Below are 21,447 nucleotides of genomic sequence, written 5' to 3' on the forward strand. Positions count from 1 at the left end.
TAACACATGAGCCGTATCGAGATGCATCCCTCGCGCTGGGGCAACCCGGCCGGGGCCACCGACCTGCCCGCCTCGACCCGGGGGCTGGTGGACTTCGCCTTCGGGGCCCGCGACACCCCTGCCCGCGACGACGTGGAGCTCCCTGCTTCCCGGCTCGCCGCCGAGCACCTGGCCGCCCTGGCGGCACTCCTCGGCGAGGAACACGTCATCGTCGCCGACGACGTACGCCGCATCCGCACCCGCGGCAAGTCCACGCCGGACCTGCTCCGTGCGCGCGAGGGCGACCTCTCCGATGCCCCCGACGCCGTCCTCCGCCCGGCCGACCACGACCAGGTCGCGGCCGTCCTCGACTACGCCGCCGAGCACCACCTGGCCGTGGTCCCCTTCGGTGGCGGCACCGCGGTCACCGGCGGCCTGGCCGCGGCCCGCGACGGGTTCGCCGCCGTGCTCTCGCTGGACCTGTGCCGCATGCAGGCGCTGCGCGAGGTCGACACCGTCTCGATGACTGCCGTCCTCGAGCCCGGCCTGCGCGGCCCCGAGGCCGAGGCCCTGCTCGCCGAGCACGGCCTGATGCTCGGCCATTACCCGCAGTCCTTCGAATACGCCACCATCGGCGGCTTCGCGGCGACCCGCTCCTCGGGCCAGTCCAGCGCCGGCTATGGCCGCTTCGACGCGATGGTGGTCGGCCTCACCGTGGCCACCCCGTGCGGCACCCTCGAACTCGGTACGTCGCCGGCCAACGCCGCCGGGCCTGACCTGCGCCAGCTCTTCCTCGGCTCCGAGGGCGCCTTCGGTGTGATCACCGCGGTCCGGGTGCGGGTCAAGCGACTGCCGGAGGTGAAGGTCTACGAGGCCTGGCAGTGGGACTCCTTCGCGGCCGGCTCCGAGGCGATGCGCCGCCTCGCCCAGGACGGGCTGCTGCCCACCGTGATCCGTCTCTCCGACGAGAACGAGACCGCGCTCAACCTGGCCTCCCAGTCCGACGTCGGCGGCGAATCCTCCGGCGGTTGCCTGATGATCGTCGGCCACGAGGGCACCCCGGCCCAGGTCGACGTACGCCGTCGCCTGGTCACCGAGGCGCTCACCGGCCTCGGTGGCACCGCCCTGGGTGAGGAGCGGGGCGCTGCCTGGGCCGAGGGCCGCTTCCATGCGCCGTACCTGCGCGACTCGCTGCTCGACGTCGGGGTGCTGGTGGAGACCCTGGAGACCGCCACCTTCTGGGCCGACCGGGAGGAGCTGTACGCCCGGGTCAGCGAGGCGCTGACCACCACGCTGGGCGAGAAGGCCCTGGTGCTCTGCCACATCTCGCACGTCTACGAGACCGGGTGTTCGCTCTACTTCACCGTCGCCGCCCCGCAGGCCGAGGACCCGCTGGCACAGTGGCTGGAAGCCAAGGCCGCGGCCAGCCAGGCGATGGTCGACGCGGGTGCCACGATCACCCACCACCACGCCGTCGGCACCGACCACAAGCCGTGGTTCGGCCAGGAGATCGGCCCGATCGGCGCCTCGATCCTGCGCGCGGTCAAGGCCGACCTCGACCCGAGCGGCATCCTCAACCCGGGGGTGATGATCCCGTGAGGTCGTTCTCCTTCCTGGTCAACCCGGCCTCCGGCGGCGGGGCGGCCCCGGCCGCCGTGGTGCCGGTGGCACGGATCCTGCGCGACGCCGGTGCCGTCGTCGACGTGACCTATTCACCCGGTCCACGGGCCACCCTGGACCTGGTCCGCGCCGCGGTGGAGCGTGGTGACGTGGTCGTCTCCGTTGGCGGCGACGGGATGCTCTCCTCCATCGCCGGCGAGGTCTCCGGCCTCGGCGGCACCCTCGGCATCGTCCCGGCCGGTCGCGGCAACGACTTCGCCCGGATGCTGGGCCTGCCGGAGGAGCCCGAGGCGATCGCCCGGGTGCTGCTCACCGCCGAGCCGGCGCCGACAGACCTGATCGAAGCGACCCTGACCGACGGGAGCGTCCACGTGGTCGCCGGCTCGGTCTATGCCGGTGTCGACGCCCAGACCGCGGAGCTGGTCAACCGGATCCACTGGCTGCCGCGCACGCTGCAATATCCGGCCGCCGCGGTGAAGTCCCTGGCCACCTTCCGGCCCACCAGCTACACCGTGCGCGTCGACGGCCTGACCCGCACCTTCCTCGGGGCGACCGTGGTGGTGGCCAACTCGGCGTACTACGGCAAGGGGATGCGGATCGCGCCGGACGCCGCCGTCGACGACGGCGAGCTGGACGTGATCGTGATCGAGGCCGCCGGCAAGCTGGGCATGATCAAGGCGTTCCCCAAGGTGTACGACGGCAAGCACGTCGAACTCGACGAGGTGCACGTCTTCCGCGGCCGCGAGATCGAGGTTGCCGCATCTCCCGACGTGCCGATGGGCAGCGACGGCGAGCCGCTGGCGCCGTTGGGCACGGGGGCGGTGCGGATCGCCGTACTTCCGGGAGCGGTCTCGGTCCTGCGCTGAACGCCGCGGGGGTGCCAGGGGTCAGCGGAGCAACTGGAAGGCGCCCGGGTGGACCGTCCACGTACGCCGTGACTCCGGGCCGGCGATCTCCCCGTCGGCGCTGGTCCAGAACGGCTCCCCGGCGACGGTCACCACGGACCCGCGCGCGGTGACCACGTCCTCGTGCGCATCGTGCTCCCCCCGGGAGAGCAGGGCGGCGAACCCGAGCCGGGCGAGCCGTCCGGTGGCGCGGGAAACCATCACGTCGATCTTCCCGTCGGAGGGGTCCGCCTCCGGATTGAGCGTGGTGCCGCCGCCCACGTCGGAGGAGTTCCCGATGGCGACCATCAGCACCGGCTGGTCCAGGTCGTTGATGACCTCACCGTCCACTTCCACCTTGAGGTGGAGGATCTGTGGGCGCAGCGCGGCCAGTGCCGCACCGATCGGATAGCCGAGCCGGCCCAGCCCGATCGGACCGATCCGGATCTTGCCGAGCACGGACTTCACGCCCGCGCCGAGGCGGCCGGCCTGGGCGCTGGCGCCGACGTGGACGTTGTTGACCACCACGTCGCCGACCTCGTCGATGAGCAGGTCGGTCGGGGTGGGAGTGCCCTCGACGATGGCCCGGGCGGCCTGGTCGGGCTCCAGCGGGATGCCGGTGCCGCGGGCGAAGTCGTTGCCGGTGCCGAGGGGGATCAGGCCGAGCACCCGGCCGTCGAGTTCATTGCGTCGGTGCAGCGCGGAGACCACCGCATGCAGGCTGCCGTCGCCGCCGGCAATGACGATCCGTCGCGAGGCGGCCCGGTGCAGCACGCCGTCGAGTTCGCCGGGGTTGCTGGTCGAGGCAACCTCGACGCTGGTGGACGCCCGCAGCACCTCGAGCGCGGCCTCGAGATTCGTCTCGTCGGCGCTCGCGGCACTTTCGTTGGTGATGACCAGTAGGGGTTCCACGAACGGCGACCCTACCCCGGGCCCGAAGTCCGCGAAGCGGCCCGATCGGGTCGACTTTGGTAGCGTGAGGTCGCAAGAGCCCGCTGCAGCACTTGCTGCCGACGGGCTGTTTTCATGTTTGGCCCCCATGGATGGAGCGTGACCGATGTCCGCAATCGTTGTTCTCGGAGCCCAGTGGGGTGACGAAGGCAAGGGCAAGGCGACCGACCTGCTCGCCACCGGCGACACCGCGATCGACTATGTCGTCCGCACCAGCGGTGGCCACAACGCCGGGCACACGATCGTGGTCAACGGCGAGAAGTACGCCACCCACCTGCTGCCCAGCGGCATCCTCACCCCCGGCGCGACCAGCGTGATCGCCAACGGCGTCGTGGTCTCGCCCGAGGCGCTCTTCCGGGAGCTCGACGGCCTCATCGAGCGCGGCGTCGAAGGTGTCGAGGACCGCCTCGTGGTCAGCGCCAACGCGCACGTGATCGCCAGCTATCACACCACCATCGACAAGGTCACCGAGCGTTTCCTGGGCAAGAACAACATCGGCACCACCGGGCGCGGCATCGGTCCGGCGTACGCCGACAAGGTGAACCGGCTCGGGATCCGGGTCGCCGACCTCTTCGACGAGAAGATCCTGGCCCAGAAGATTGAGGGCGCCCTGGACACCCGCAACCAGCTGCTCACCAAGGCCTACAACCGGCGCGCGGTCGAGGTGGACGCGGTGCTCGAGGAGCTGCTCCAGTACGCCGACCGGCTGCGGCCGATGGTCGCCGACACGTCGCTGCTGCTCAACCGGGCGCTGGACGACGGCAAGACCGTCCTCTTCGAGGGCGCCCAGGCAACCATGCTCGACGTGGACCACGGCACCTATCCGTTCGTGACCAGCTCCAGCCCGATCGCCGGCGGCGTCTGCACCGGCGCCGGTGTCGGCCCTACCCGGATCGACCGGGTGATCGGCGTGATCAAGGCCTACACCACCCGGGTCGGGTCGGGGCCGTTCCCCAGCGAGCTCTTCGACGACAACGGCATCCGGCTGCAGACCCTGGGCGGCGAGATCGGTGTATCCACCGGCCGCACCCGTCGCTGCGGTTGGTACGACGCGGTGATCGCCCGCTATGCGACCCGGGTCAACGGGCTGACCGAGTTCTTCCTGACCAAGCTCGACATCCTCGGTGACTGGGACGAGATCCCGGTATGCGTGGCCTACGAGATCGACGGGGTGCGCCATGACGAGATGCCGATGACGCAGACCGAGTTCCACCACGCCAAGCCGATCTATGAGACCTTCCCCGGCTGGAAGAGCGACATCTCCGGCTGCCGCGACTTTGCCGACCTGCCCAGGAATGCGCAGGACTACGTCAAGGCGCTCGAGGAACTCTCCGGGGCACCGTTCTGGGGCGTCGGTGTCGGCCCCGGTCGCGAGCAGACCATCGTGGTCAACGGCTGAGGTCAGCCCTCATGCTCCGGCCCGGAGCACGTGCCACGATTCCTTGCACTCCTCGACCACGCAGGTGATCCCCGACTCGGTGACCCGGCTGAAGGCGCTCCCATCCGAGCGGGCCACGGTCAGCGGCAGGGTGCCGTCGCCGGGAGGGTCGCGGAGCAGCACGACGTCCTCCAGTCCGTCCCCGTCCATGTCGGTGGCGGTCAACCCCCGGGTGGTGGCCCCCTCGTCGTCGGTGAACCAGACGACCGGATCGGCGAATTTGCTGTCGACGAACGCGAAGACCTGGACCTGGGCAGGGCCGTCGGCAGGGGAGACGTGGGCGACGACCTCGTCGGATCCGTTGCCGTCGACGTCGGCCAGCACGTACTGCGCCGAATAGTCCTGGTCCTCGATGACGTCGCGGCTCCCGGCGACCTCGAACCCGTTGTCGGTGGAGCGGATCGCGGTCAGCCGGCTGGTCCGGCCACCGAGTTCCTGGTTGGCGGCTGGGCGCTTGAGGACCAGGTCGGCGCGGCCGTCCCCGTCGAGGTCGCCGGCCATCACCTCGTCCAGCAGGGAGCCGGCCCAGTCCTCGATCTGCCCGGCAGGCTCCAGTTCCCCGAAGCCGTCCTCGTGGCCCCGGGCGACCTCGATCACGGCGGTGGTCCGGCTCTTCCCCTCGGGCGGATCGGCCTCGGTCCAGACCAGGATCATGTCGTCGTGGCCGTCGCCGTCGACGTCGCCGAGGATCGGGTAGGCCTCCTCGCGGCGGCCCGCCTCGGGGTACTCGACCGTGGCGGTGCGGGTGTCGCCGAACCGGATCTGGACAGTGAGCAGGTCCGTGGTCGAGCGGTGGTCATAGCCGATCACGTCGACCAGTCCGTCCCCGTCGACGTCACCGGCCGCGGAGAGGCCGTCGGGGCGCTCGCGCTTCTCGGGCGCGGCGAAGCCGTTGCCGGTGGAGCGGACCAGATAGTCCACGCTCGGCAGCGACTCGTCGCCGTGGCCGAACCAGCGGAAGAACAGGTCGCCGTACCCGTCCCCGTCCACGTCGCCGGCCACCCGCTGCGCACCTGCCGTTGGGTCCTGCGGGTCGTCGGGACGCAGCAGCCACCACCCGCCGGCCGCGGCGCCACCGAGCACCACCAGGCCGAGTGCGGCGGCACCCACCACCATCCGCCGTGAACGACGCTGCTGGCGGGCACCGCGGATCGTGGTGCCGCCCTCCGTGGTGCTGGCCCCCTCCGGGCGTGGCTGGTGCGGTCCCACGGGGAAGTGGACCGGTTGGCTGCCGGTCAGGGCGAGCAGCGCGGTCCGGAACTCGGCGGCTGAGCGGTAGCGGTCGGCGGGGTCCTTGGCCATGGACCGGCGCAGGATCTCGTTGACCTGTTCGGTGGTCGGGTCGGTGCCGGGGAACTGGGGCACCGGGGAATTCACCTGGGCCAGCGCGACCTCCACGTCGGAGCCGACGAACGGCGCCCGCCCGGTCAGCGTCGCGTGCAGCACGCATCCCAGCGAATAGATGTCGGAGGCAGGCGTGCCCGGGTGGCCCGACGTACGTTCTGGCGCTAGCCAGGCCCACGACCCGGCGACCCCGCCGGTGGCAGTGAGGCCAGCGGCGCCGGTGTGGGCGATCCCGAAGTCGCACAGGTAGACCCACGGTTCGTTGCCCTCGCGGACCAGCACGTTGCTCGGCTTGACGTCGCGGTGTACGACGCCGGCCCGGTGTGCGTCGTCGAGGGCGTGGGCCAGTTGGGCACAGACGATCGCGGCATGGTGCAGGTGGAGTGGGCCGCGCTTGAGCAGATGGCCGAGGTCGCCGCCGCCGACGTACTGCGTGGAGATCCACGGCAGGCCGTCCTCCACGCCGTGGTCGTGGATCGCGACCACGTGGGGGGAGTCCAGGCGGGCCATCACGTCGGCCTCGCGCTCGAAGCGGTGCAGGAACTCCTCCAGTCCGGCATGCTGCCCGGAGACGACCTTGAGCGCCACCACCCGGTTCAGGTGGGTGTCGACGGCGCGGAAGACCACTCCCATGCCGCCCATCCCGATCCGGTCCTGGACCTGGTAGCGGCCGAAGCGTTCGCCGGGCTGGGGGAAGCGCATGGATCCATCTTGCCGGATGCCGCCACGCCTCGATGTCCTGCGTGACAATCCCGGGACTCACTGGTTAGAGTTCATTTGGTCAGGCAAGCCTGGTGAGTCCGAGCTTCGGGGCCCCGCCCTGGGCGGACGACCTGGCAGTGGCCCTCGGCGCCGGGGTGCGGCTGACCCGCACCCTGAGTTTCATCGCGATCACGTTGATCTGTGGCGCGAGCACGGCGGTGGTGGGTCCCATCCTGTTCGTGGGCCTGAAGGTGCCGCACGTGGCCCGTGCCTTCGTCGGTCCGGATCCGAAGTGGATCATCGTCACGTGCCTGGTGCTCGGCCCACTGCTGTTCGTGGTCGCCGACATGGTCGGTCGGGTCATCGTCCCCAGCGAGTTGCCCGTCGGGCTGGTCACCTCCTTCATCGGCGCACCGGTGTTGATCTGGTTGACCCGGCGCGGAAGGCGGCCGCAGCATGAGCATCGACACCCAGCCGGCGCCAGCACGACGACCCGCCCGTGGCCGGCCCGGTTCCGCCGCGTGAAGGTCGGATCCGCGGTCGATGTGATGGTCGACGTGCGGGCGGCAAGTGTTGTCGTGCTCCTGTTTGCCATCGCGGCAGCCGTCTCGATCTGGGCGATGACCCTGGGCAGCGCCGGCCTGGGCATGAAGAACGCCGACGCCCTGGACGCCCTGGAGAGCGCCGGCTCCTTCGCGAACGTGCCGCTCGAGAAGGTCGGTCTCTTCGATGTCGACATCGCAGTGATCGTGCCGATCGGGTTCACCACCGCAGAGCTGGAGCAGGACACCCTGCTGAATTCCCTGGACGTGGTGAAGGACGGCCGCGCAGTGGTCATCGACCCGGACTCCGCCCTCGGTGGGGCCTGGGCTGCGGCCAGCACGCTGAGCATCCAGGTGGTGCTCGAGGACCTGGCTCCGCAGTTGGCCGCGGCAGCCGAAAGGCTCTGAGCCGACCATCCGGGGCCGCGCACGGTGCGGCCCCGGATGTCGGAGCACCTAGACTCGCGCCCGTGAAAACCCTCGTGATCGGCACCGGCGGCCGCGAACACGCCCTCGCCCTCGCCCTCGCCCAGGACCCCGGGGTCACCGAACTGCACACCGCGCCCGGCAACCCGGGCATCGGCGAGGTGGCCACCCTGCACCCGGTCGACATTGCGGACCCGGCAGCCGTGGCCGACCTTGCCGCCTCGCTCGGCATCGACCTGGTCGTGGTCGGCCCCGAGGCCCCCCTGGTCGCCGGTGTCGCCGACGCGGTCATCGAGCGCGGCATCGCCGTCTTCGGCCCGTCCGCCGATGCGGCGCGGCTGGAAGGTTCCAAGGCGTTCAGCAAGGAGGTGATGGCGGCCGCCGAGGTCCCCACCGCGCGCTCGGCCACCTGCACCACCACCGCCGAGGTGGCAGCGGCCCTGGAACTCTTCGGGGCGCCGTACGTCGTCAAGGACGACTCGCTGGCTGCCGGCAAGGGCGTCGTGGTCACCACCGACCGTGACGAGGCCCTCGCCCACGCCGCGGCCTGCGGCACGGTCGTCATCGAGGAGTTCCTCGACGGCCCGGAGGTCTCCCTCTTCGCGCTCTGCGACGGCCGTACGGCGTACCCGTTGCAGCCGGCGCAGGACTTCAAGCGGATCTTCGACGGCGGCCGCGGGCCGAACACCGGCGGGATGGGGTCCTACTCACCGCTGCCGTGGGCGCCCGCGGACCTGGCCGCCACCGTGATCGAGACCGTGGTCAACCCGACCCTGGACGAGATGGCGCGCCGTGGGGCGACGTACGTCGGTTGCCTCTACGTGGGCCTGGCGCTCACCGCGGACGGACCGAAGGTGATCGAGTTCAACTGCCGCTTCGGCGACCCGGACGTGCAGCCGGTGCTCGCGTTGCTGGACGCGCCCCTGGGGGAACTGCTGTACGCCGCGGCGCAGGGGCGACTCGGCGAGGTGGACCCGCCCCGGTTCCGCGCCGGGGCATCGGTCAGCGTGGTGCTGGCCTCGGCCGGCTATCCGGAGTCGTCGTCGAAGGGCGACGTGATCCGCGGGCTGCGCGCCGCCGCCGAACTGGACGGGGTGGACGTGATCCACGCCGGCACCGCGACCCGGGAGGGGGAGCTGGTCACCGCCGGGGGTCGCGTGCTCGCGCTGCGGGCGACCGGGGCCGACGTGGCCGATGCCCGCGCCCGTGCCTACGCCGCGGCCGACCTGGTCTCGTTCCCGGGGATGCAGCGCCGTTCCGACATCGCCGCCGAGCCGCTGGGCGTGGTCGAGGGGGCCTCCCTGCGGGAGTGAGACCCGTGCCTGTGGAGAACCGGTGGCCGCGGTGGGTGATCCGTTCCATGCTGGTGTGCGCCTGTTCTCGGGTCCATCATGGAAGGAGCGTCGATGTGTCGATCCCCTCTGGAGTTGTCGTGCCTGTCACTGAGCCACCGTTGCAGCGGTTGCGGATGTCGTGGGAGGAGTACCTCGCCCTGCCCGAGCGCCCGCGCGCGGAGTGGGTGGACGGGGAGGTCGTCGTGACGCCGGCCGCCAGTTTCGAGCACCAAGCAGTTTCTCGCCGCCTCGCCAATCGCCTGGAAACGGATCTTGCTGGGCTCCACGTCTATGAAGCGGTCAATCTTCGGCTACCGCGGGACCGGATCAGGATCCCTGATGTGGCCGTTTTTCCGAGTCGTGAGCGTGGCTATCTGTCGGAGTCAGTGCCGGTGGTCGTGGTGGAGGTCTTGTCCCCGAGCACGCGGTCCGAAGACTTGTTGCGCAAGTCGGTGGAGTATGCCGAGGCCGGGATCAGTCAGTACTGGGTGCTGGACCCGGCAGCGTCCAGCCTGGAGGTCTTCGACCTGGTCGAGGGACGCTGGGAGCCGCTGCTGCGGCTCGACGACTCCACCCCAACCGGCGAGGTGGTCGTGGATGGTCACGGCACGGTGCCGCTCGACCTGCGGAAGATCCTCGAGGACTGACTCCGCCGCTCGCCGAGCGTGCCCTGTGGAGAACCGGTGGCCGCGGTCGGTGATCCGTTCCATGCTGGTGTGCGCCTGTTCTCGGGTCCATCATGGAAGGAGCGTCGATGTGTCGATCCCCTCTGGAGTTGTCGTGCCTGTCACTGAGCCACCGTTGCAGCGGTTGCGGATGTCGTGGGAGGAGTACCTCGCCCTGCCCGAGCGCCCGCGCGCGGAGTGGGTGGACGGGGAGGTCGTCGTGACGCCGCAAGTCGGGTTCGCCCACGGTCACGCGTCAGCTCGTCTGATGCAGGTGCTGATGACCCACCTGCCCGGGCTGTACGTCGTCACTGAGGTCGGTCTCTGGCTCCCCGGGAACAGGCTGCGCGGTCCGGACGTGATGGTGGTGGCCGAGCCCCCGACCGAGACGTGGGTCCGCGACGCACCGGTGCTGGTGGCCGAGGTGCTCAGCCCCAGCACCCGGGTCGAGGACACCGTGCGCAAGTCGGTGGACTACCTGGCCGGTGGGGCAGGGCAGTACTGGATCGTCGACCCCGACCACCGCGAGATGCTGGTCCACGCGGCCGTCGATGGATCCTGGGAACTGCTGCTCGCCCTGGACGACGACCGACCGAGTGGCGAGATCCCGGTGGCCGGCCACGGCGTTGTCGAACTCGACCTGGCGGACCTCTTCCTGCCTGATCCGCCTCGACGCATGCCTTGACGACGAACGCACCTGGGGAGCCCCGGCGTGGCCCGTGATGAGAAACTTGCCCCCGTGACCGTTCCCAATGTTCTTGCCACCCGCTATGCCGCCGCCGATCTGGCCGAGATCTGGTCGCCGGAGCACAAGATCGTGCTCGAGCGCCAACTCTGGATCGCCGTCCTCCGCGCCCAGAAGGAGCTCGGCATCGACGTCCCCGACGGTGTCATCGAGGCTTACGAGGCAGTCGTCGACCAGGTCGACCTCGACTCCATCGCTGGACGGGAGCGGGTCACCAGGCACGATGTGAAGGCCCGGATCGAGGAGTTCTGCGCCCTGGCCGGTCATCAGCACATCCACAAGGGGATGACCTCGCGTGACCTGACCGAGAACGTCGAGCAACTCCAGGTGCTCTCCTCGCTGCGGCTCATCCGGGACCGCGCGGTGGCCACCCTGGCCCGGCTTGCGCGCCTGGCCGGCGAGCACGAGACCACCGTGATGGCCGGACGCTCGCACAACGTCGCCGCCCAGGCCACCACGCTCGGCAAACGGTTCGCCACGATCGCCGACGAGATGCTCACGGGGATGGCCCGGATCGAGGAGCTGATCGCGCGGTATCCGCTGCGCGGGATCAAGGGGCCGGTCGGCACCGCCCAGGACATGCTCGACCTGCTCGACGGCGACGGGTCGAAGCTGGCCGCTTTGGAGCAGCGGGTCGCCGCCCACCTCGGCTTCGACAACGTGCTGACCAGCGTCGGCCAGGTCTATCCGCGCTCGCTCGACTTCGACGCCGTCTCCGCGCTGGTGCAGTTGGTCTCCGGTCCGTCCAACCTGGCCACCACGATCCGGTTGATGGCCGGGATCGAACTGGTCACCGAGGGCTTCAAGGAGGGCCAGGTCGGCTCCTCGGCGATGCCGCACAAGATGAACACGCGTTCGTGCGAGCGGGTCAACGGGCTGGCGGTGATCCTGCGCGGCCACCTCTCCATGGTCAGCGAGCTGGCCGGCGACCAGTGGAACGAGGGCGACGTCTCCTGCTCCGTGGTCCGCCGGGTCGCGCTGCCGGATGCGTTCTTCGCCGCCGACGGCCTCTTCCAGACCTTCCTCACCGTGCTCGACGAGTTCGGTGCCTTCCCTGCGGTGATCCAGCGCGAACTCGACCGCTACCTGCCGTTCCTGGCCACCACCAAGGTGCTGATGAGCGCGGTCCGCAACGGCGTCGGCCGCGAGTCCGCCCACGAGGCGATCAAGGAGAACGCCGTCGGTGTCGCGCTGGAGATGCGCCAGGGTCTGGCCGAGAACGACCTGTTCGCCCGGCTCGCCGCCGACGAGAGGCTCGGGCTGACCCGGGACCAGATCGATGCGCTGGTTGCCGACCCGATCGCGTTCACCGGTGCAGCAGTGGCGCAGGTTCAAGCCGTCGTACGCCGGGTAGAGGAGCTGGTGGCCCGCCATCCGGAGGCCGCAGCCTATTCCCCGGGAGAGATCCTCTAATGACCATGCCCCCACCACCTGGCCCGCTCCAGCCCGGCCAACCGCCCCTGCCACCGCCGGGCTTCGTCCGGATCAACGCCCGGCACAAGATCTCCACCAGCTGGACCCCACCTCAGATCACCCTTGACGGACACCCGGTGCCGATGGTGCAGGGGCAGGCCACCATCCCGGTGATCCCCGGCACGCACCTGGTGGCCGGACACGGCCAATGGCTGTGGAAGTACGGCCGGGCGGAGCTGCCGGTCCAGGTCGCCTCCGGGCAGACCGTGGACGTCTTCTATGCGTTGCCGGTGGCCACCTTCGTGAAGGGCGCGATCGGCTTCGAACCGGTCAAGGCCCCGGGCAAGTGGGCCCTGGCCCTGCTGTTGCTGGTGCTGATCGGGATCCCGACGCTGCTGGTCGTCCTGGCCGCGGTTCTCGCCTCCTGAGCCCGGTGTATCGGTTGCAGGGTTGATCAATTCCTGAAAAGGTCGTGCGGTTGACAACGAGTCACGAATCTTGAAGGAGTGAAGGTGAGCAAACAACCGGTGGAGTCGTCTCAGGCGGAGGCGAACGCGGCACGGATCATGAACAAGGGGCCAGGCGGAATCCATCCAGGAGTCTTCTATCCCGCTTTCGGGATTCTGCTGGCGGCCACGCTGTTGGCGATCTTCAAGCCGGACCTGACCGCGGAGAAGCTCTGGGACGTCCAGCTGCACATCGTGGACAAGTTCGGCTGGTTCTACGTCCTCTCCATCGCAATCTTCCTGATCTTCTCGCTCTGGATGGGATTGAGTCGGTTCGGTGACATCCGTCTGGGCCCGGACGACGAGGAACCCGAGTTCAGCACGCTGGCCTGGTTCTGCATGCTCTTCGCGGCCGGAATGGGAATCGGCCTGGTCTTCTGGGGGGTGGCCGAGCCGCTCACCTACACGTTCACCGACATCAAGCCCGGCGTCGACGCCGAGGGTGCGGACCTGGCCCACCAGGCGATGGCCCAGGTCTTCCTGCACTGGGGCTTCCACGCCTGGGCGATCTATGTCGTGGTCGGCCTGGCGCTGGCCTACTCCATCCACCGCAAGGGCAACCCGGTCTCCATCCGGTGGGCCCTGGAACCGATCTTCGGCGACCGCGTGAAGGGCTGGATCGGTGACGTCATCGACACGGTTGCTGTCGTCGGCACGGTGGCCGGCGTGGCGACTTCACTTGGTCTGGGTGTGCAGCAGATCGGAGCAGGTTTGGTCCATCTGGGTGTCTTCGATGAGGTGACCGACCCGATCCTGATCGGACTGATCGTGGTCATCACGGCTCTGGCCACCTTGTCCGTGGTCAGCGGCGTCGGCAAGGGCATCAAGTGGCTCTCGAACTTCAACCTCGGCTTGGCAGCGATCTTCGTCGTGGTGGTGCTGTTCCTCGGTCCAACACTCTTCCTGCTGCGTGGTTGGCTGGAGAACATCGGGGTTTACCTGGCCCAGGTCATCCCACTGACCTTCGACAACGCCACCTTCACTTGGGATGAGGCCATGGTGGGTGAAGGCGCCCGGACGGGCAGCGGCTGGCAATCGAGTTGGACCATTTTCTATTGGGGTTGGTGGGTCTCGTGGGCGCCCTTCGTCGGAGTCTTCATCGCCCGTATCTCCCGCGGCCGGACCATCCGTCAGTTCGTGGGGGGCGTGCTCCTGGTGCCCACCATGGTCACCTTCTTCTGGTTCTCCGTCCTAGGTGGCTCGGGCATCTTCCAGGAGATGTTCTCCGACGGCGGTCTGGTCGGCGAGGATGCCGATGGGAACCCCGCTGTGGAGCAGGAAGGATCGCTCTTTGGGCTGCTGGACACGCTGCCGATGTCTACGCTGATGGCGATTGTTGCGGTGGTTCTGATCACGATCTTCTTCATCACCTCCTCCGACTCCGGCTCCTTGGTGGTCGACATGCTGGCCTCCGGCGGCGACCCCGAACCTCCGACATGGAGCCGTGTGCTCTGGGCTGTGTTGGAAGGTGCGGTAGCCATCGCCCTGCTGCTCGCTGGGGGGTTGGCTGCGTTGCAGTACGGCGCGATCATCATCGCTTTGCCGTTCGCGGTGATCATGCTGTTGATGTGCGTGGCAATCGCCAAGGAACTGCGGGGCGAACACCGCCTGATGGAACGAGCACGTCGGCGGGCGGTCCGGGAGGAACTGGCCAAGGACGTGGGCGTTTCAGTGACCGAGGATCTCACCGAGAACTTCGATGAGCACTTCGGTGAGCCGGTGGAGCTACATGTCGAGAAGGTGCTTGCGCAGCACAAGAACGACTGAGCCACCGAACCAACACCGCTCGACCGCGACACGTCGTACGCACGGCGTGTCGCGGTCATTTCCAGCGGGTGTCCCCTTCGCCCTGATTGGGTGCACGCTCCCACTGGCAGCAAGGTCAACCTCCGATAACCTGTGCGCCATGGGGGTTCCGTTCGTGGGGCGCACGGGTGAGGTGCGCACAGTGCTGCGCGCACTGGTGGACGCCCCGGGGCACGTCACCGTCACCGGACAGTCCGGCGTGGGCAAGTCTCGACTCCTGGCCGAGGTGGCCGCCCAGCTCGACACCCAGGGGTGGCGGGTGGTCAGCCTCTCCGGGTACGACGCGGCTCGCCACATCCCGATGGGTGCGCTGGCTTCCCTTCTGCCGGCCGAGCCACCGGACTCCGAGGCGCTGTTGATCGCGCACGTCTTGCGCACCATCGTCGCCGAGGCCGGCGATGATCGCCGGGTGCTTGCCTGCATCGACGACTCGCACTTGCTCGACGACGCCAGCCTGGCGCTGGTCGCGGAGATGATCCGAGCCCGAGAATGTTCGGTCGCCCTGGCGGTCACCACGCCCGACGAGATTCCGCCCACGCTGGAGCGCCTGCTCCATGCCGACACGATGACACACGTGGAGCTCGGCCCGATGCCGGGGGACGAGATCCTGGCCCTGGCGGCAGAGCATCTTGGTGCACCGTTGGCGGACGATGCCGGCGTTCCCGTGGTCGAGGCAGTGCGTGGCCTTCCTCTGTTGTTGGGTGAACTGCTGACCGATGCCGCCGACAGTGGCACCATCCACCGGGTCGGTGAGTGTTATGTCGTGGACGGTGAGCTGCCGGTCGGGGCCAGGGTCACCGAGGTGATCAGTTCCCGGGTCCGGCGACTGCCCCGGGAGTTGAGCGACGCGATGGAGCGACTGGCTGTTGCCGAGCCGGTCGACTTCTCCCTGATCCGGGTCGATCCCGACGCGGCAAGGGTCTCGGTGCTGGCGGAGCTCGAGGAGCGTGGCCTGGCTCGGGTGGACAACATGAACGGTGTGTGGACGGTCCGCACCGCGCACGCCCTGATCGGTCGTGCGGTGCGCGCGGCGATGCCGGTCAGCCGGCGTCTGGAGATCTTGGGGCAGCTCTGCCGGGTGGTGGCGGACCGCGAGCAGCTCTCGCCACACGCTGCGATGTCGGCCGCCGCTTGGTTCACCGAGTACGGCTCCCCGATGCCGGTGCACGTCTCAGCGAGCGCTGCTTGGGAGGCGTTGACGGCGCTCGACGTGGACTCCGCGGTGCGCCTGGCTACGCCAGCGGCTCGTCAGCACTGGCGCGCCGCCTACGTGCTGGCCGAGGTGGCCCGGTGGCGCAACGACGCCGCAGCGGCGGAGGTGTGGCTCGCCCAGGCCGCAGTGCTGGCTCCGGACGATGACGCGGTACGTCGGGTGGCGCTGACCCGGTCCGCGCTGGAGGCCTGGCAACGCCAGGATCCCAAGGCGGCCATCACCGTTCTGACGGATGCTGCTGCTGGGGTCAACGACCCGGTGCTGGTCGACCTGCTGCTCTGTGAGGCCGCCTTCCTGGCCACCTTGTGGGGTGAGTTCGATGACGCCGTGCTGACCGCGCGGCTGTTGTTGGCCAAGGATGACCTGGACCCGCTCAGCGCAAGCACGGCAGGGGTGAACCTCTGCTATGCCCAGGTGATGTTGGGCAGCACGGACGGGCTCGAGCAGGTGGTCCGCCGGGTGCAGAGGTCGTTCGGCGAAGTGAGCAGTGAGCGGCCCGAGGGTCCGGACCTGGTCTGCGCCATCGCGGTGGGGGAGCGGATGCTCGCCGCCGACACCGAGGGCGCGGTGCACACCGCGGTCACCGAGTTGGCCGAGTTGCGGCGGACCGGTTCCCCGCGCGGTGTGTGCGCCGCTCTGTCGGCCGACGCTCTCCTCCAGGCCGCCGACCCGCGGGCCGCGGACGTTGCCCTGGAAGCAGTGCAACAGTTGCGTCGCCATGATCCCTACAACGCGCTGGTCTTCGGGCTGGGTCATGCGGCGCTGATGGTCGCCCTGCGTGGTGACGCGGAGCGAGCCGCGTTGCTGCTGACCGAGGTCGAGGAGCGCGGAGTCGATGCCCGGAGCCGGGCCATCGTGGGAAGGGCGGAGGCCGCTGCGCTGGCCCTGCAGGATCCCGTGGCGGCAGCGAAGCTGGCTGTCGACTCAGGGGTCGCCGCGGTGGCGGCCAACCATGTCAGTCTCGGTTCGATCGCGGTCTTCGAGGCCCTCTTCCACGGCTCGCCGGGAGACATCGCTCCCGTGCTGGCCGACGTCTGCACCGGTCCGGACGCCCCCTTGATGGGTCGGTTCCGGGAGGTCGCCGCGGGCTTGGTGGCGGGTGACCAGAATCGGGTGCTCGACGTGGCCCGTTCCTTCGAGGACTCCGGGGCGCGCTATCTGGCCGCGATCACCCTGGCTGCCAGTGCCCGGGCCGACGACGATGGCCTGCGCGCGCGCCGCTCGGCGGCCCGGGCGACCGCCCACACGCTGCGCTCGGGGTGGCTGTCGGCTCCGGTGGTGGACTGCCAGGATCCGCTCTCGGTCCGCGAGGTCGAGATCGCGGTGCTGGGCGCGGACGGGCTCAGCAACCGGGAGATCGCCGAGCGGACCTTCCTCTCCCCGCGCACGGTCGGCAACCACCTGCACCATGCCTACGCCAAGTTGGGTGTGGACGGGCGGGAGGACCTGGCACCGTTGCTGGGGTGACCTTGCCCGCACCGGAAGGGCCAGCCGTGGTCAACAGCCCCGTGCTCAGCAGTTCAGCGCGAAGCTGAGCGCGACGCCCTGGGTCGGATCGGCCGGGTGAGCCAGAGGCACGCCAGGAGACATCACCTCGTCCTCGAAGACATTCACCGTGCCGACGTTCATGCCGAGGCTGTAGGTGACCTTGTCGTCCGTGCCGGACCCGATGGTGAGGGTGACCTCGTCGCGTGGCTCCTCGGTGTCCTCGCCGTATCGGATGAAGGCAAACACCACGGTGCTGCCGTCGTCGGCGGTTCCCTTGACGCTGACCTGCAGCGTCATCGTGCCGACCCCATCGGTGAGGGGCTGGGGCTCTCGCTTGCACTGCAACTCCTCGACCGCAATCCTCTTGCTGGGGGTGAGTCCGCTGGCGTCGATGACCCTCATCGACGATTCGGTGTTGCGGGCGGCCTGCCCGTCGCCGGATCCGCCCGGATCCGTCAGGCTGCCGCCGGTCGACTCGTCGGGGGTTTCGTCGCTGCTGCAGCCGCCGAGCAGGGCCGCGCCCAGCAGCGCGGTGGCGAGCAGAGTGCCGGGTGTCGTGATCTTCATGGTTCCTCCGTGATGTGGGTGAAGGATCGAACAGGTGGTCATGGTGTTGTTGCGGGCGGCACCAGCACCACGTAGTCGGTCTGGCCGTCCGCGATCCTGGCGCGGACGTGGAGCAGGATGTTCTCGCCCAGTGCCGGACCGAACCTGGTCACCGTCGCTTCCGCGCCGAGGAAGCCCAGCGGGCCGAGTTGCACGCGCTCACTGCCGTCCAGCGGATAGGTGTAGGCGAATCCACCCATGTCGCCCTGATAGATCCGGTCCTCGGTGATCAAGGGCGGGTTGGCCTGGTGGAAGGCGCCCCCGTCCTGTGCCCAGAGCACCTCGCCGGTGGCGATGTCGATCCCGACCAGGGCGTGGCTGTGGTGGGCCACCAGCAGGCCGGCGCGCACGGTCAGCAAGGACAACCCGGATGCCACGGGGACGTCATTGGGAGCGGTCAACGGGACGTCGAGCTGCCAGACCTGCTCGAAGGTGTTGTCGGCGACCCGCAGGCCCAGCATCGCGGCCTGCTCTTCCGTGCCGGTGACCCGGAGTGGGACGGCAACCAGGTCTGCGTCGGCCACCATCGGCTGAGTGACTTCCTGTCCGGCGGACAGCGGGAACGAACCGACCTTCCCGGTGCGGTCGACCAGGATGACTTCTTGTGCCTGCGCGTCGGAGTAGTCGTGGGCCACGAGGCGCCCATCGGCGAGCACGCCTGCATGCTGGAGGTTGCCGTCCTCGTGCCAGGCCTCGACCAGCCCGGTCTCGCCCATCCGCCAACCGGCGTTGCCGCCGTGGTAGTTCAGCGTGATCACGGTGTCCTCGTGCACGCTGATCGGTGCGCAATAGGTCGGGTTGCCCCCCACGACGCTGCTGCGCACCTCGCCGGTTGCCCGGTCCACCACGATCAGGGAGGGCTTCTTGTCCACGCTCCATGCGCTCTCGCGGTGCGCGATCATGACCAAGGCATCGGGTCCGAGCGCCGCGACGCGGCAGGAGTGTGCGATGTCCTCGAGGCGCCACAGTTCCGTGCCGTCGTCCGGGTCCAGGGCCACGACCCGGTTGTTGCCCACTGCCAGCAGGGTGTCGTGAACCGGGATGATCTCCACGTCCCGGGGGAAGCCCGGGCCGAGCTCGGCGGTCCACAGGGCTCGGCTCGGCTCGAACGACGTCGGGCCGGTCGCGTCGGGCCTGAGCCGGTTGCGGACGGTGCGCCCGGATCCGAGCCACATCTCCTGCGCGGTCTGCGCGCTGGTGGCCAGGTCCTCGTCCTCGCTGACGGCGACGTCCAGCACGCAGTCGTCGAAGAAGGGGTCCTGCACTCCGGCGTCGGTGCACACCTGCTCGGCCCAGGCTCGAGTCTCGGCGCTGAACATGTCCATGCTGATCGGCTGGTCGGGGAAGGTCCGGTCGGTGTAGGTCTCGGTGTCCTCGCCGGGACCGTAGTGGAACGCGGAATCCTCGTTGGTGATCCGCCAACTCTCGGCGAAGACGCCGTAGAAGTCCTCGAACGAGGCATCCGTCGGAAAAGCTTCACCCTGGCGGGTCCGGCGGTCGTTGGTGTCGTCGCCGTCGTTGTCGCCGAGGAGCCCGGTGGTCTCACCGCTCATCTGCACCCACACGTCCAGATGGGTGCCGTAGACGTCGACGAAGACGTAGATCTCGTCGGGCAGGGCGATGGTGAGGGTCCGGTCGTCGGCCTCCCAGAACAGCACTGCGTCACCCTCGCCGAGGGTGTCGGTGACCGTCCGGGCCCGTCCGTTGAGATGGACCGCCAGTTCGGCGCCATCCCCACGCTCGACCGAGACGGTGGTGTCCCCGTGTCGTACGGCGGCCGCGTCGATCATCGAGGCGACCCGGGAACTGCCCATCGGGGCGGTGCGGATCTGGACCTCGGTCTCGCCGTTGCTGGCCAAGGTGAACTCACCCACGGCCATCAGGTTGTAGCGGTCACCGTCGTGGGTGACGATGTGGGGATCGCCCCATCCTCCGCCGCAGTCCGGGCACGGCGGCTGCGGTTCGCACGTGGGGCCGTTGGTCGCGAAGAGTGGGGGGTCGCCGTCACCGGAGGCACACGGGTCGCCGGGCGGGTTGGACTCGCAGGCGACCAAGAGCGGCACCAGCAACAGCATGCCGACCAGCGCCAGCAGGCCTCGGGTACGGTGCGTGCGGGACATCGGCATCACAGGTCCTTCCCCACGGTGGCGTCGGGGCGACCGTGGATCTCCAGGGCCAGGTCCCGGAGCAGTTCGTTGGCCTGCCACGCCTTGCGGGGGCCGACCAGGACCCCGCCGCGCACGGCTCGGCTCGGGAGCCGGAGCAGCATCGCCGTGGCCAGGCCGTCGGTGAGGCGGTGCAGGCGCCAGGTCTCGCGGACCAGTGCCACCAGCAGGGCCGAGAGCAGCAGCCCCGGCACCAGCCAGCCGTCCAAGCGCAGCAGTGACCAGTCCTCACGCGCGGCAACGTTGTTCCAGATCCCGTGGTCGGCCACCACCACGGCCAGCAGCACCACCGGCGCCAGCCACGAGAGCCGACGTACGGCGCGGGTCATCCACATGCCCACGCCCAAGCCGACCAGACCGGTCCACACCACGTGGCCGGCCACGGTGCCGGTCTCGGCGTACATGGAGGGCCACAGCCAGCCGAGTGGGGAGTCCAGGCCCGAGCCGGACAGGCGCTGCCACAGGCCGTCCTCGTGGAAGGCGAAGCCGGCTCCCGATGCCATCCCCATCAAGGTGAAGTCGACTATGCCGGGTGAGCGATCGGTCCGCCATCGCCAGGCCAGGACGACGATGAGCAGCGGCACGAGCTTGGCCAACTCCTCGATCACCGGCACCGCGACGGACAGTTGGAGCAGGTCGGTCTCGCCCAGCCAGGAGCCGGTGGCCCGCCCGCCGAGCACGGCGATCCAGATCGCGGTGAAATAGCCGCCGAGGAAGGTGCCGACCAGGTTGAACAAGGTGCGGCTGCGGGCCAGGGCCGAGAGTGCCCACAGCACCAGCAGGCCCGAGGTGTTGTGCCACGCCGACGTGCGGATCCGGGACCAGTCGCCGTCGGCCAGCCCGGGCAGGGTCCAGGCAAAGAGGGCCAGCGAGACCAGCATGCTGAGCCAGGCGATCAAGCGCCACGGGATCCTCGCGAGCAAGCGCGCCATCAGTCGTCGTCCTTGCTGGACTCCTGCTGGGTGTCGCGGGCAATCCGTTCGTCGATGTTCTTCGAGCGGTCCTGGATGTGCTTGGCCCCCTCGACCCCCGCCGCTCCGCCGCGCAGGGTCTTCTCGGCCTGGTCGGCGATGAACTTGATTCCCTCGCCGGCTCCGGGAGGCGCGGCGTCGTCCAAATTGTCCAGGGCCTTGTCCATCATCTCCTCGAGGAGTTCGTCACCGGCCTGCTGCTCCTCGCTGCGGGGCCGCCCGTGGAGCGCGTCGTGGACATCGCGCTCGTTCTGGTCCATGTCCTCGTAGTCCTTGGTGTGGAAGTCCCAAGCCTCACTGCCGATGTCATACATGTCCTCGGCTGCCTTCTTGGCCGACTTGAGGAGGTCCTTCAGGGTGACCCGCTTCTTCTTCTTGCGGCCCGGCCTCTCCTCCTCACCACCGTCGCCGTTGTCGCCACCACCGCCACCGTTCTCACCGCCGTTGTCCCCGCCGCCACCGCCGCCACCGCCGCCGCGGCCGTCATCGCCGCCGTTGCCGCCGCCCCCGAATCCCGGGGGTCCCCCGCCGCCGGTGCCGATCGGGGGGCCGCTCGACCAAGGAGTGCCTCCCGGATCTCCCGGCGAGTTCGGGCTGCTGGCGAGCAGGGCGTCGGCCAACTCCTGCAGCAGGGTGCTCATCAGCCCTC

Annotated in this window: 17 protein-coding genes; 11 read left to right on the forward strand and 6 right to left on the reverse strand. The window is 69.5% G+C overall.

Annotated features, from left to right (window positions below):
* The first annotated feature begins 6 nt into the window (after positions 1–6).
* Entirely contained in the window at positions 7–1,578 is a 1,572-nt protein-coding gene (locus Q9R27_RS14015) for an FAD-binding oxidoreductase (protein ID WP_311253012.1), read from the forward strand.
* Entirely contained in the window at positions 1,575–2,465 is an 891-nt protein-coding gene (locus tag Q9R27_RS14020) for a diacylglycerol kinase family protein (RefSeq protein ID WP_311253013.1), read from the forward strand. The genes Q9R27_RS14015 and Q9R27_RS14020 overlap by 4 nt, the downstream gene beginning before the upstream one ends.
* 21 nt (positions 2,466–2,486) lie before the next feature.
* On the opposite strand, the gene Q9R27_RS14025 is transcribed toward Q9R27_RS14020, so the two are convergent.
* Positions 2,487–3,395 carry a diacylglycerol kinase family protein gene (locus tag Q9R27_RS14025; protein ID WP_311253014.1) on the reverse strand — a complete coding sequence of 303 codons (909 nt, stop codon included), beginning with the start codon at positions 3,393–3,395 and terminating at the stop codon, positions 2,487–2,489.
* 145 nt (positions 3,396–3,540) lie between these two features.
* On the opposite strand from Q9R27_RS14025, the gene Q9R27_RS14030 reads away from it, so the two are divergent.
* Positions 3,541–4,833, forward strand: coding sequence for an adenylosuccinate synthase (locus Q9R27_RS14030; protein WP_311253015.1), 1,293 nt, complete (start codon positions 3,541–3,543; stop codon positions 4,831–4,833).
* Positions 4,834–4,842: 9 nt separating this feature from the next.
* Here the strand turns inward: Q9R27_RS14030 and Q9R27_RS14035 are convergent, their stop codons facing one another.
* A complete protein-coding gene (locus tag Q9R27_RS14035) occupies positions 4,843–6,918 on the reverse strand; it encodes a serine/threonine-protein kinase (protein ID WP_311253016.1) in 2,076 nt (691 codons plus the stop codon).
* 92 nt (positions 6,919–7,010) lie between these two features.
* Here Q9R27_RS14035 and Q9R27_RS14040 point away from each other — a divergent pair, with 92 nt between their 5' ends.
* From Q9R27_RS14040 to Q9R27_RS14075, 8 genes are all read left to right on the forward strand, one after another.
* On the forward strand, positions 7,011–7,868 hold the full coding sequence (locus tag Q9R27_RS14040; RefSeq protein ID WP_311253017.1) for an iron chelate uptake ABC transporter family permease subunit: 858 nt from the start codon (positions 7,011–7,013) through the stop codon (positions 7,866–7,868).
* Positions 7,869–7,930: 62 nt separating this feature from the next.
* Positions 7,931–9,199: a phosphoribosylamine--glycine ligase gene (purD, locus tag Q9R27_RS14045; protein WP_311253018.1), complete on the forward strand. Its 1,269-nt coding sequence runs from the start codon at positions 7,931–7,933 to the stop codon at positions 9,197–9,199.
* 119 nt (positions 9,200–9,318) lie between these two features.
* On the forward strand, positions 9,319–9,867 hold the full coding sequence (locus Q9R27_RS14050) for a Uma2 family endonuclease (protein ID WP_311253019.1): 549 nt from the start codon (positions 9,319–9,321) through the stop codon (positions 9,865–9,867).
* 133 nt (positions 9,868–10,000) lie between these two features.
* Positions 10,001–10,570 (forward strand): Uma2 family endonuclease, encoded by a 570-nt coding sequence (locus tag Q9R27_RS14055; protein ID WP_311253020.1) that lies wholly within the window; start codon positions 10,001–10,003, stop codon positions 10,568–10,570.
* 54 nt (positions 10,571–10,624) lie between these two features.
* A complete protein-coding gene (purB, locus tag Q9R27_RS14060) occupies positions 10,625–12,043 on the forward strand; it encodes an adenylosuccinate lyase (RefSeq protein ID WP_311253021.1) in 1,419 nt (472 codons plus the stop codon).
* A gap of 5 nt (positions 12,044–12,048) precedes the next feature.
* Positions 12,049–12,471: a hypothetical protein gene (locus tag Q9R27_RS14065; RefSeq protein WP_311253022.1), complete on the forward strand. Its 423-nt coding sequence runs from the start codon at positions 12,049–12,051 to the stop codon at positions 12,469–12,471.
* Between the two features lie 84 nt (positions 12,472–12,555).
* Positions 12,556–14,316, forward strand: coding sequence for a BCCT family transporter (locus Q9R27_RS14070; RefSeq protein ID WP_311253023.1), 1,761 nt, complete (start codon positions 12,556–12,558; stop codon positions 14,314–14,316).
* 139 nt (positions 14,317–14,455) lie between these two features.
* Positions 14,456–17,035, forward strand: coding sequence for a LuxR C-terminal-related transcriptional regulator (locus Q9R27_RS14075; RefSeq protein WP_311253024.1), 2,580 nt, complete (start codon positions 14,456–14,458; stop codon positions 17,033–17,035).
* Positions 17,036–17,080: 45 nt separating this feature from the next.
* Here the strand turns inward: Q9R27_RS14075 and Q9R27_RS14080 are convergent, their stop codons facing one another.
* From Q9R27_RS14080 to Q9R27_RS14095, 4 genes are read right to left on the reverse strand one after another with little or no spacing between them, the layout of a single operon-like run.
* Positions 17,081–17,623: a hypothetical protein gene (locus tag Q9R27_RS14080; protein ID WP_311253025.1), complete on the reverse strand. Its 543-nt coding sequence runs from the start codon at positions 17,621–17,623 to the stop codon at positions 17,081–17,083.
* Positions 17,624–17,661: 38 nt separating this feature from the next.
* Positions 17,662–19,782, reverse strand: coding sequence for a VWD domain-containing protein (locus Q9R27_RS14085; RefSeq protein ID WP_311253026.1), 2,121 nt, complete (start codon positions 19,780–19,782; stop codon positions 17,662–17,664).
* 5 nt (positions 19,783–19,787) lie between these two features.
* A complete protein-coding gene (locus tag Q9R27_RS14090; RefSeq protein ID WP_311253027.1) occupies positions 19,788–20,759 on the reverse strand; it encodes a PrsW family glutamic-type intramembrane protease in 972 nt (323 codons plus the stop codon).
* Complete coding sequence (locus Q9R27_RS14095) at positions 20,759–21,439, reverse strand: hypothetical protein (protein ID WP_311253028.1); 681 nt, start codon at positions 21,437–21,439, stop codon at positions 20,759–20,761. The genes Q9R27_RS14090 and Q9R27_RS14095 overlap by 1 nt, the downstream gene beginning before the upstream one ends.
* Between the last annotated feature and the right edge of the window lie 8 nt (positions 21,440–21,447).

The sequence above is a fragment of the Nocardioides sp. AE5 genome (genome assembly GCF_031844485.1).
Classification (GTDB): Bacteria; Actinomycetota; Actinomycetes; order Propionibacteriales; family Nocardioidaceae; genus Nocardioides.

Excerpts from the sequence above, each read along its gene's own strand:
- Q9R27_RS14015 (WP_311253012.1), top strand. The coding sequence starts at position 7 with ATGAGCCGTATCGAGATGCATCCCTCGCGCTGGGGCAACCCGGCCGGG.
- Q9R27_RS14030 (WP_311253015.1), top strand. The coding sequence starts at position 3,541 with ATGTCCGCAATCGTTGTTCTCGGAGCCCAGTGGGGTGACGAAGGCAAG.
- Q9R27_RS14035 (WP_311253016.1), bottom strand. The coding sequence starts at position 6,918 with ATGCGCTTCCCCCAGCCCGGCGAACGCTTCGGCCGCTACCAGGTCCAG.
- Q9R27_RS14065 (WP_311253022.1), top strand. The coding sequence starts at position 12,049 with ATGCCCCCACCACCTGGCCCGCTCCAGCCCGGCCAACCGCCCCTGCCA.
- Q9R27_RS14075 (WP_311253024.1), top strand. The coding sequence starts at position 14,456 with ATGGGGGTTCCGTTCGTGGGGCGCACGGGTGAGGTGCGCACAGTGCTG.
- Q9R27_RS14080 (WP_311253025.1), bottom strand. The coding sequence starts at position 17,623 with ATGAAGATCACGACACCCGGCACTCTGCTCGCCACCGCGCTGCTGGGC.
- Q9R27_RS14085 (WP_311253026.1), bottom strand. The coding sequence starts at position 19,782 with ATGTCCCGCACGCACCGTACCCGAGGCCTGCTGGCGCTGGTCGGCATG.
- Q9R27_RS14090 (WP_311253027.1), bottom strand. The coding sequence starts at position 20,759 with ATGGCGCGCTTGCTCGCGAGGATCCCGTGGCGCTTGATCGCCTGGCTC.
- Q9R27_RS14095 (WP_311253028.1), bottom strand. The coding sequence starts at position 21,439 with ATGAGCACCCTGCTGCAGGAGTTGGCCGACGCCCTGCTCGCCAGCAGC.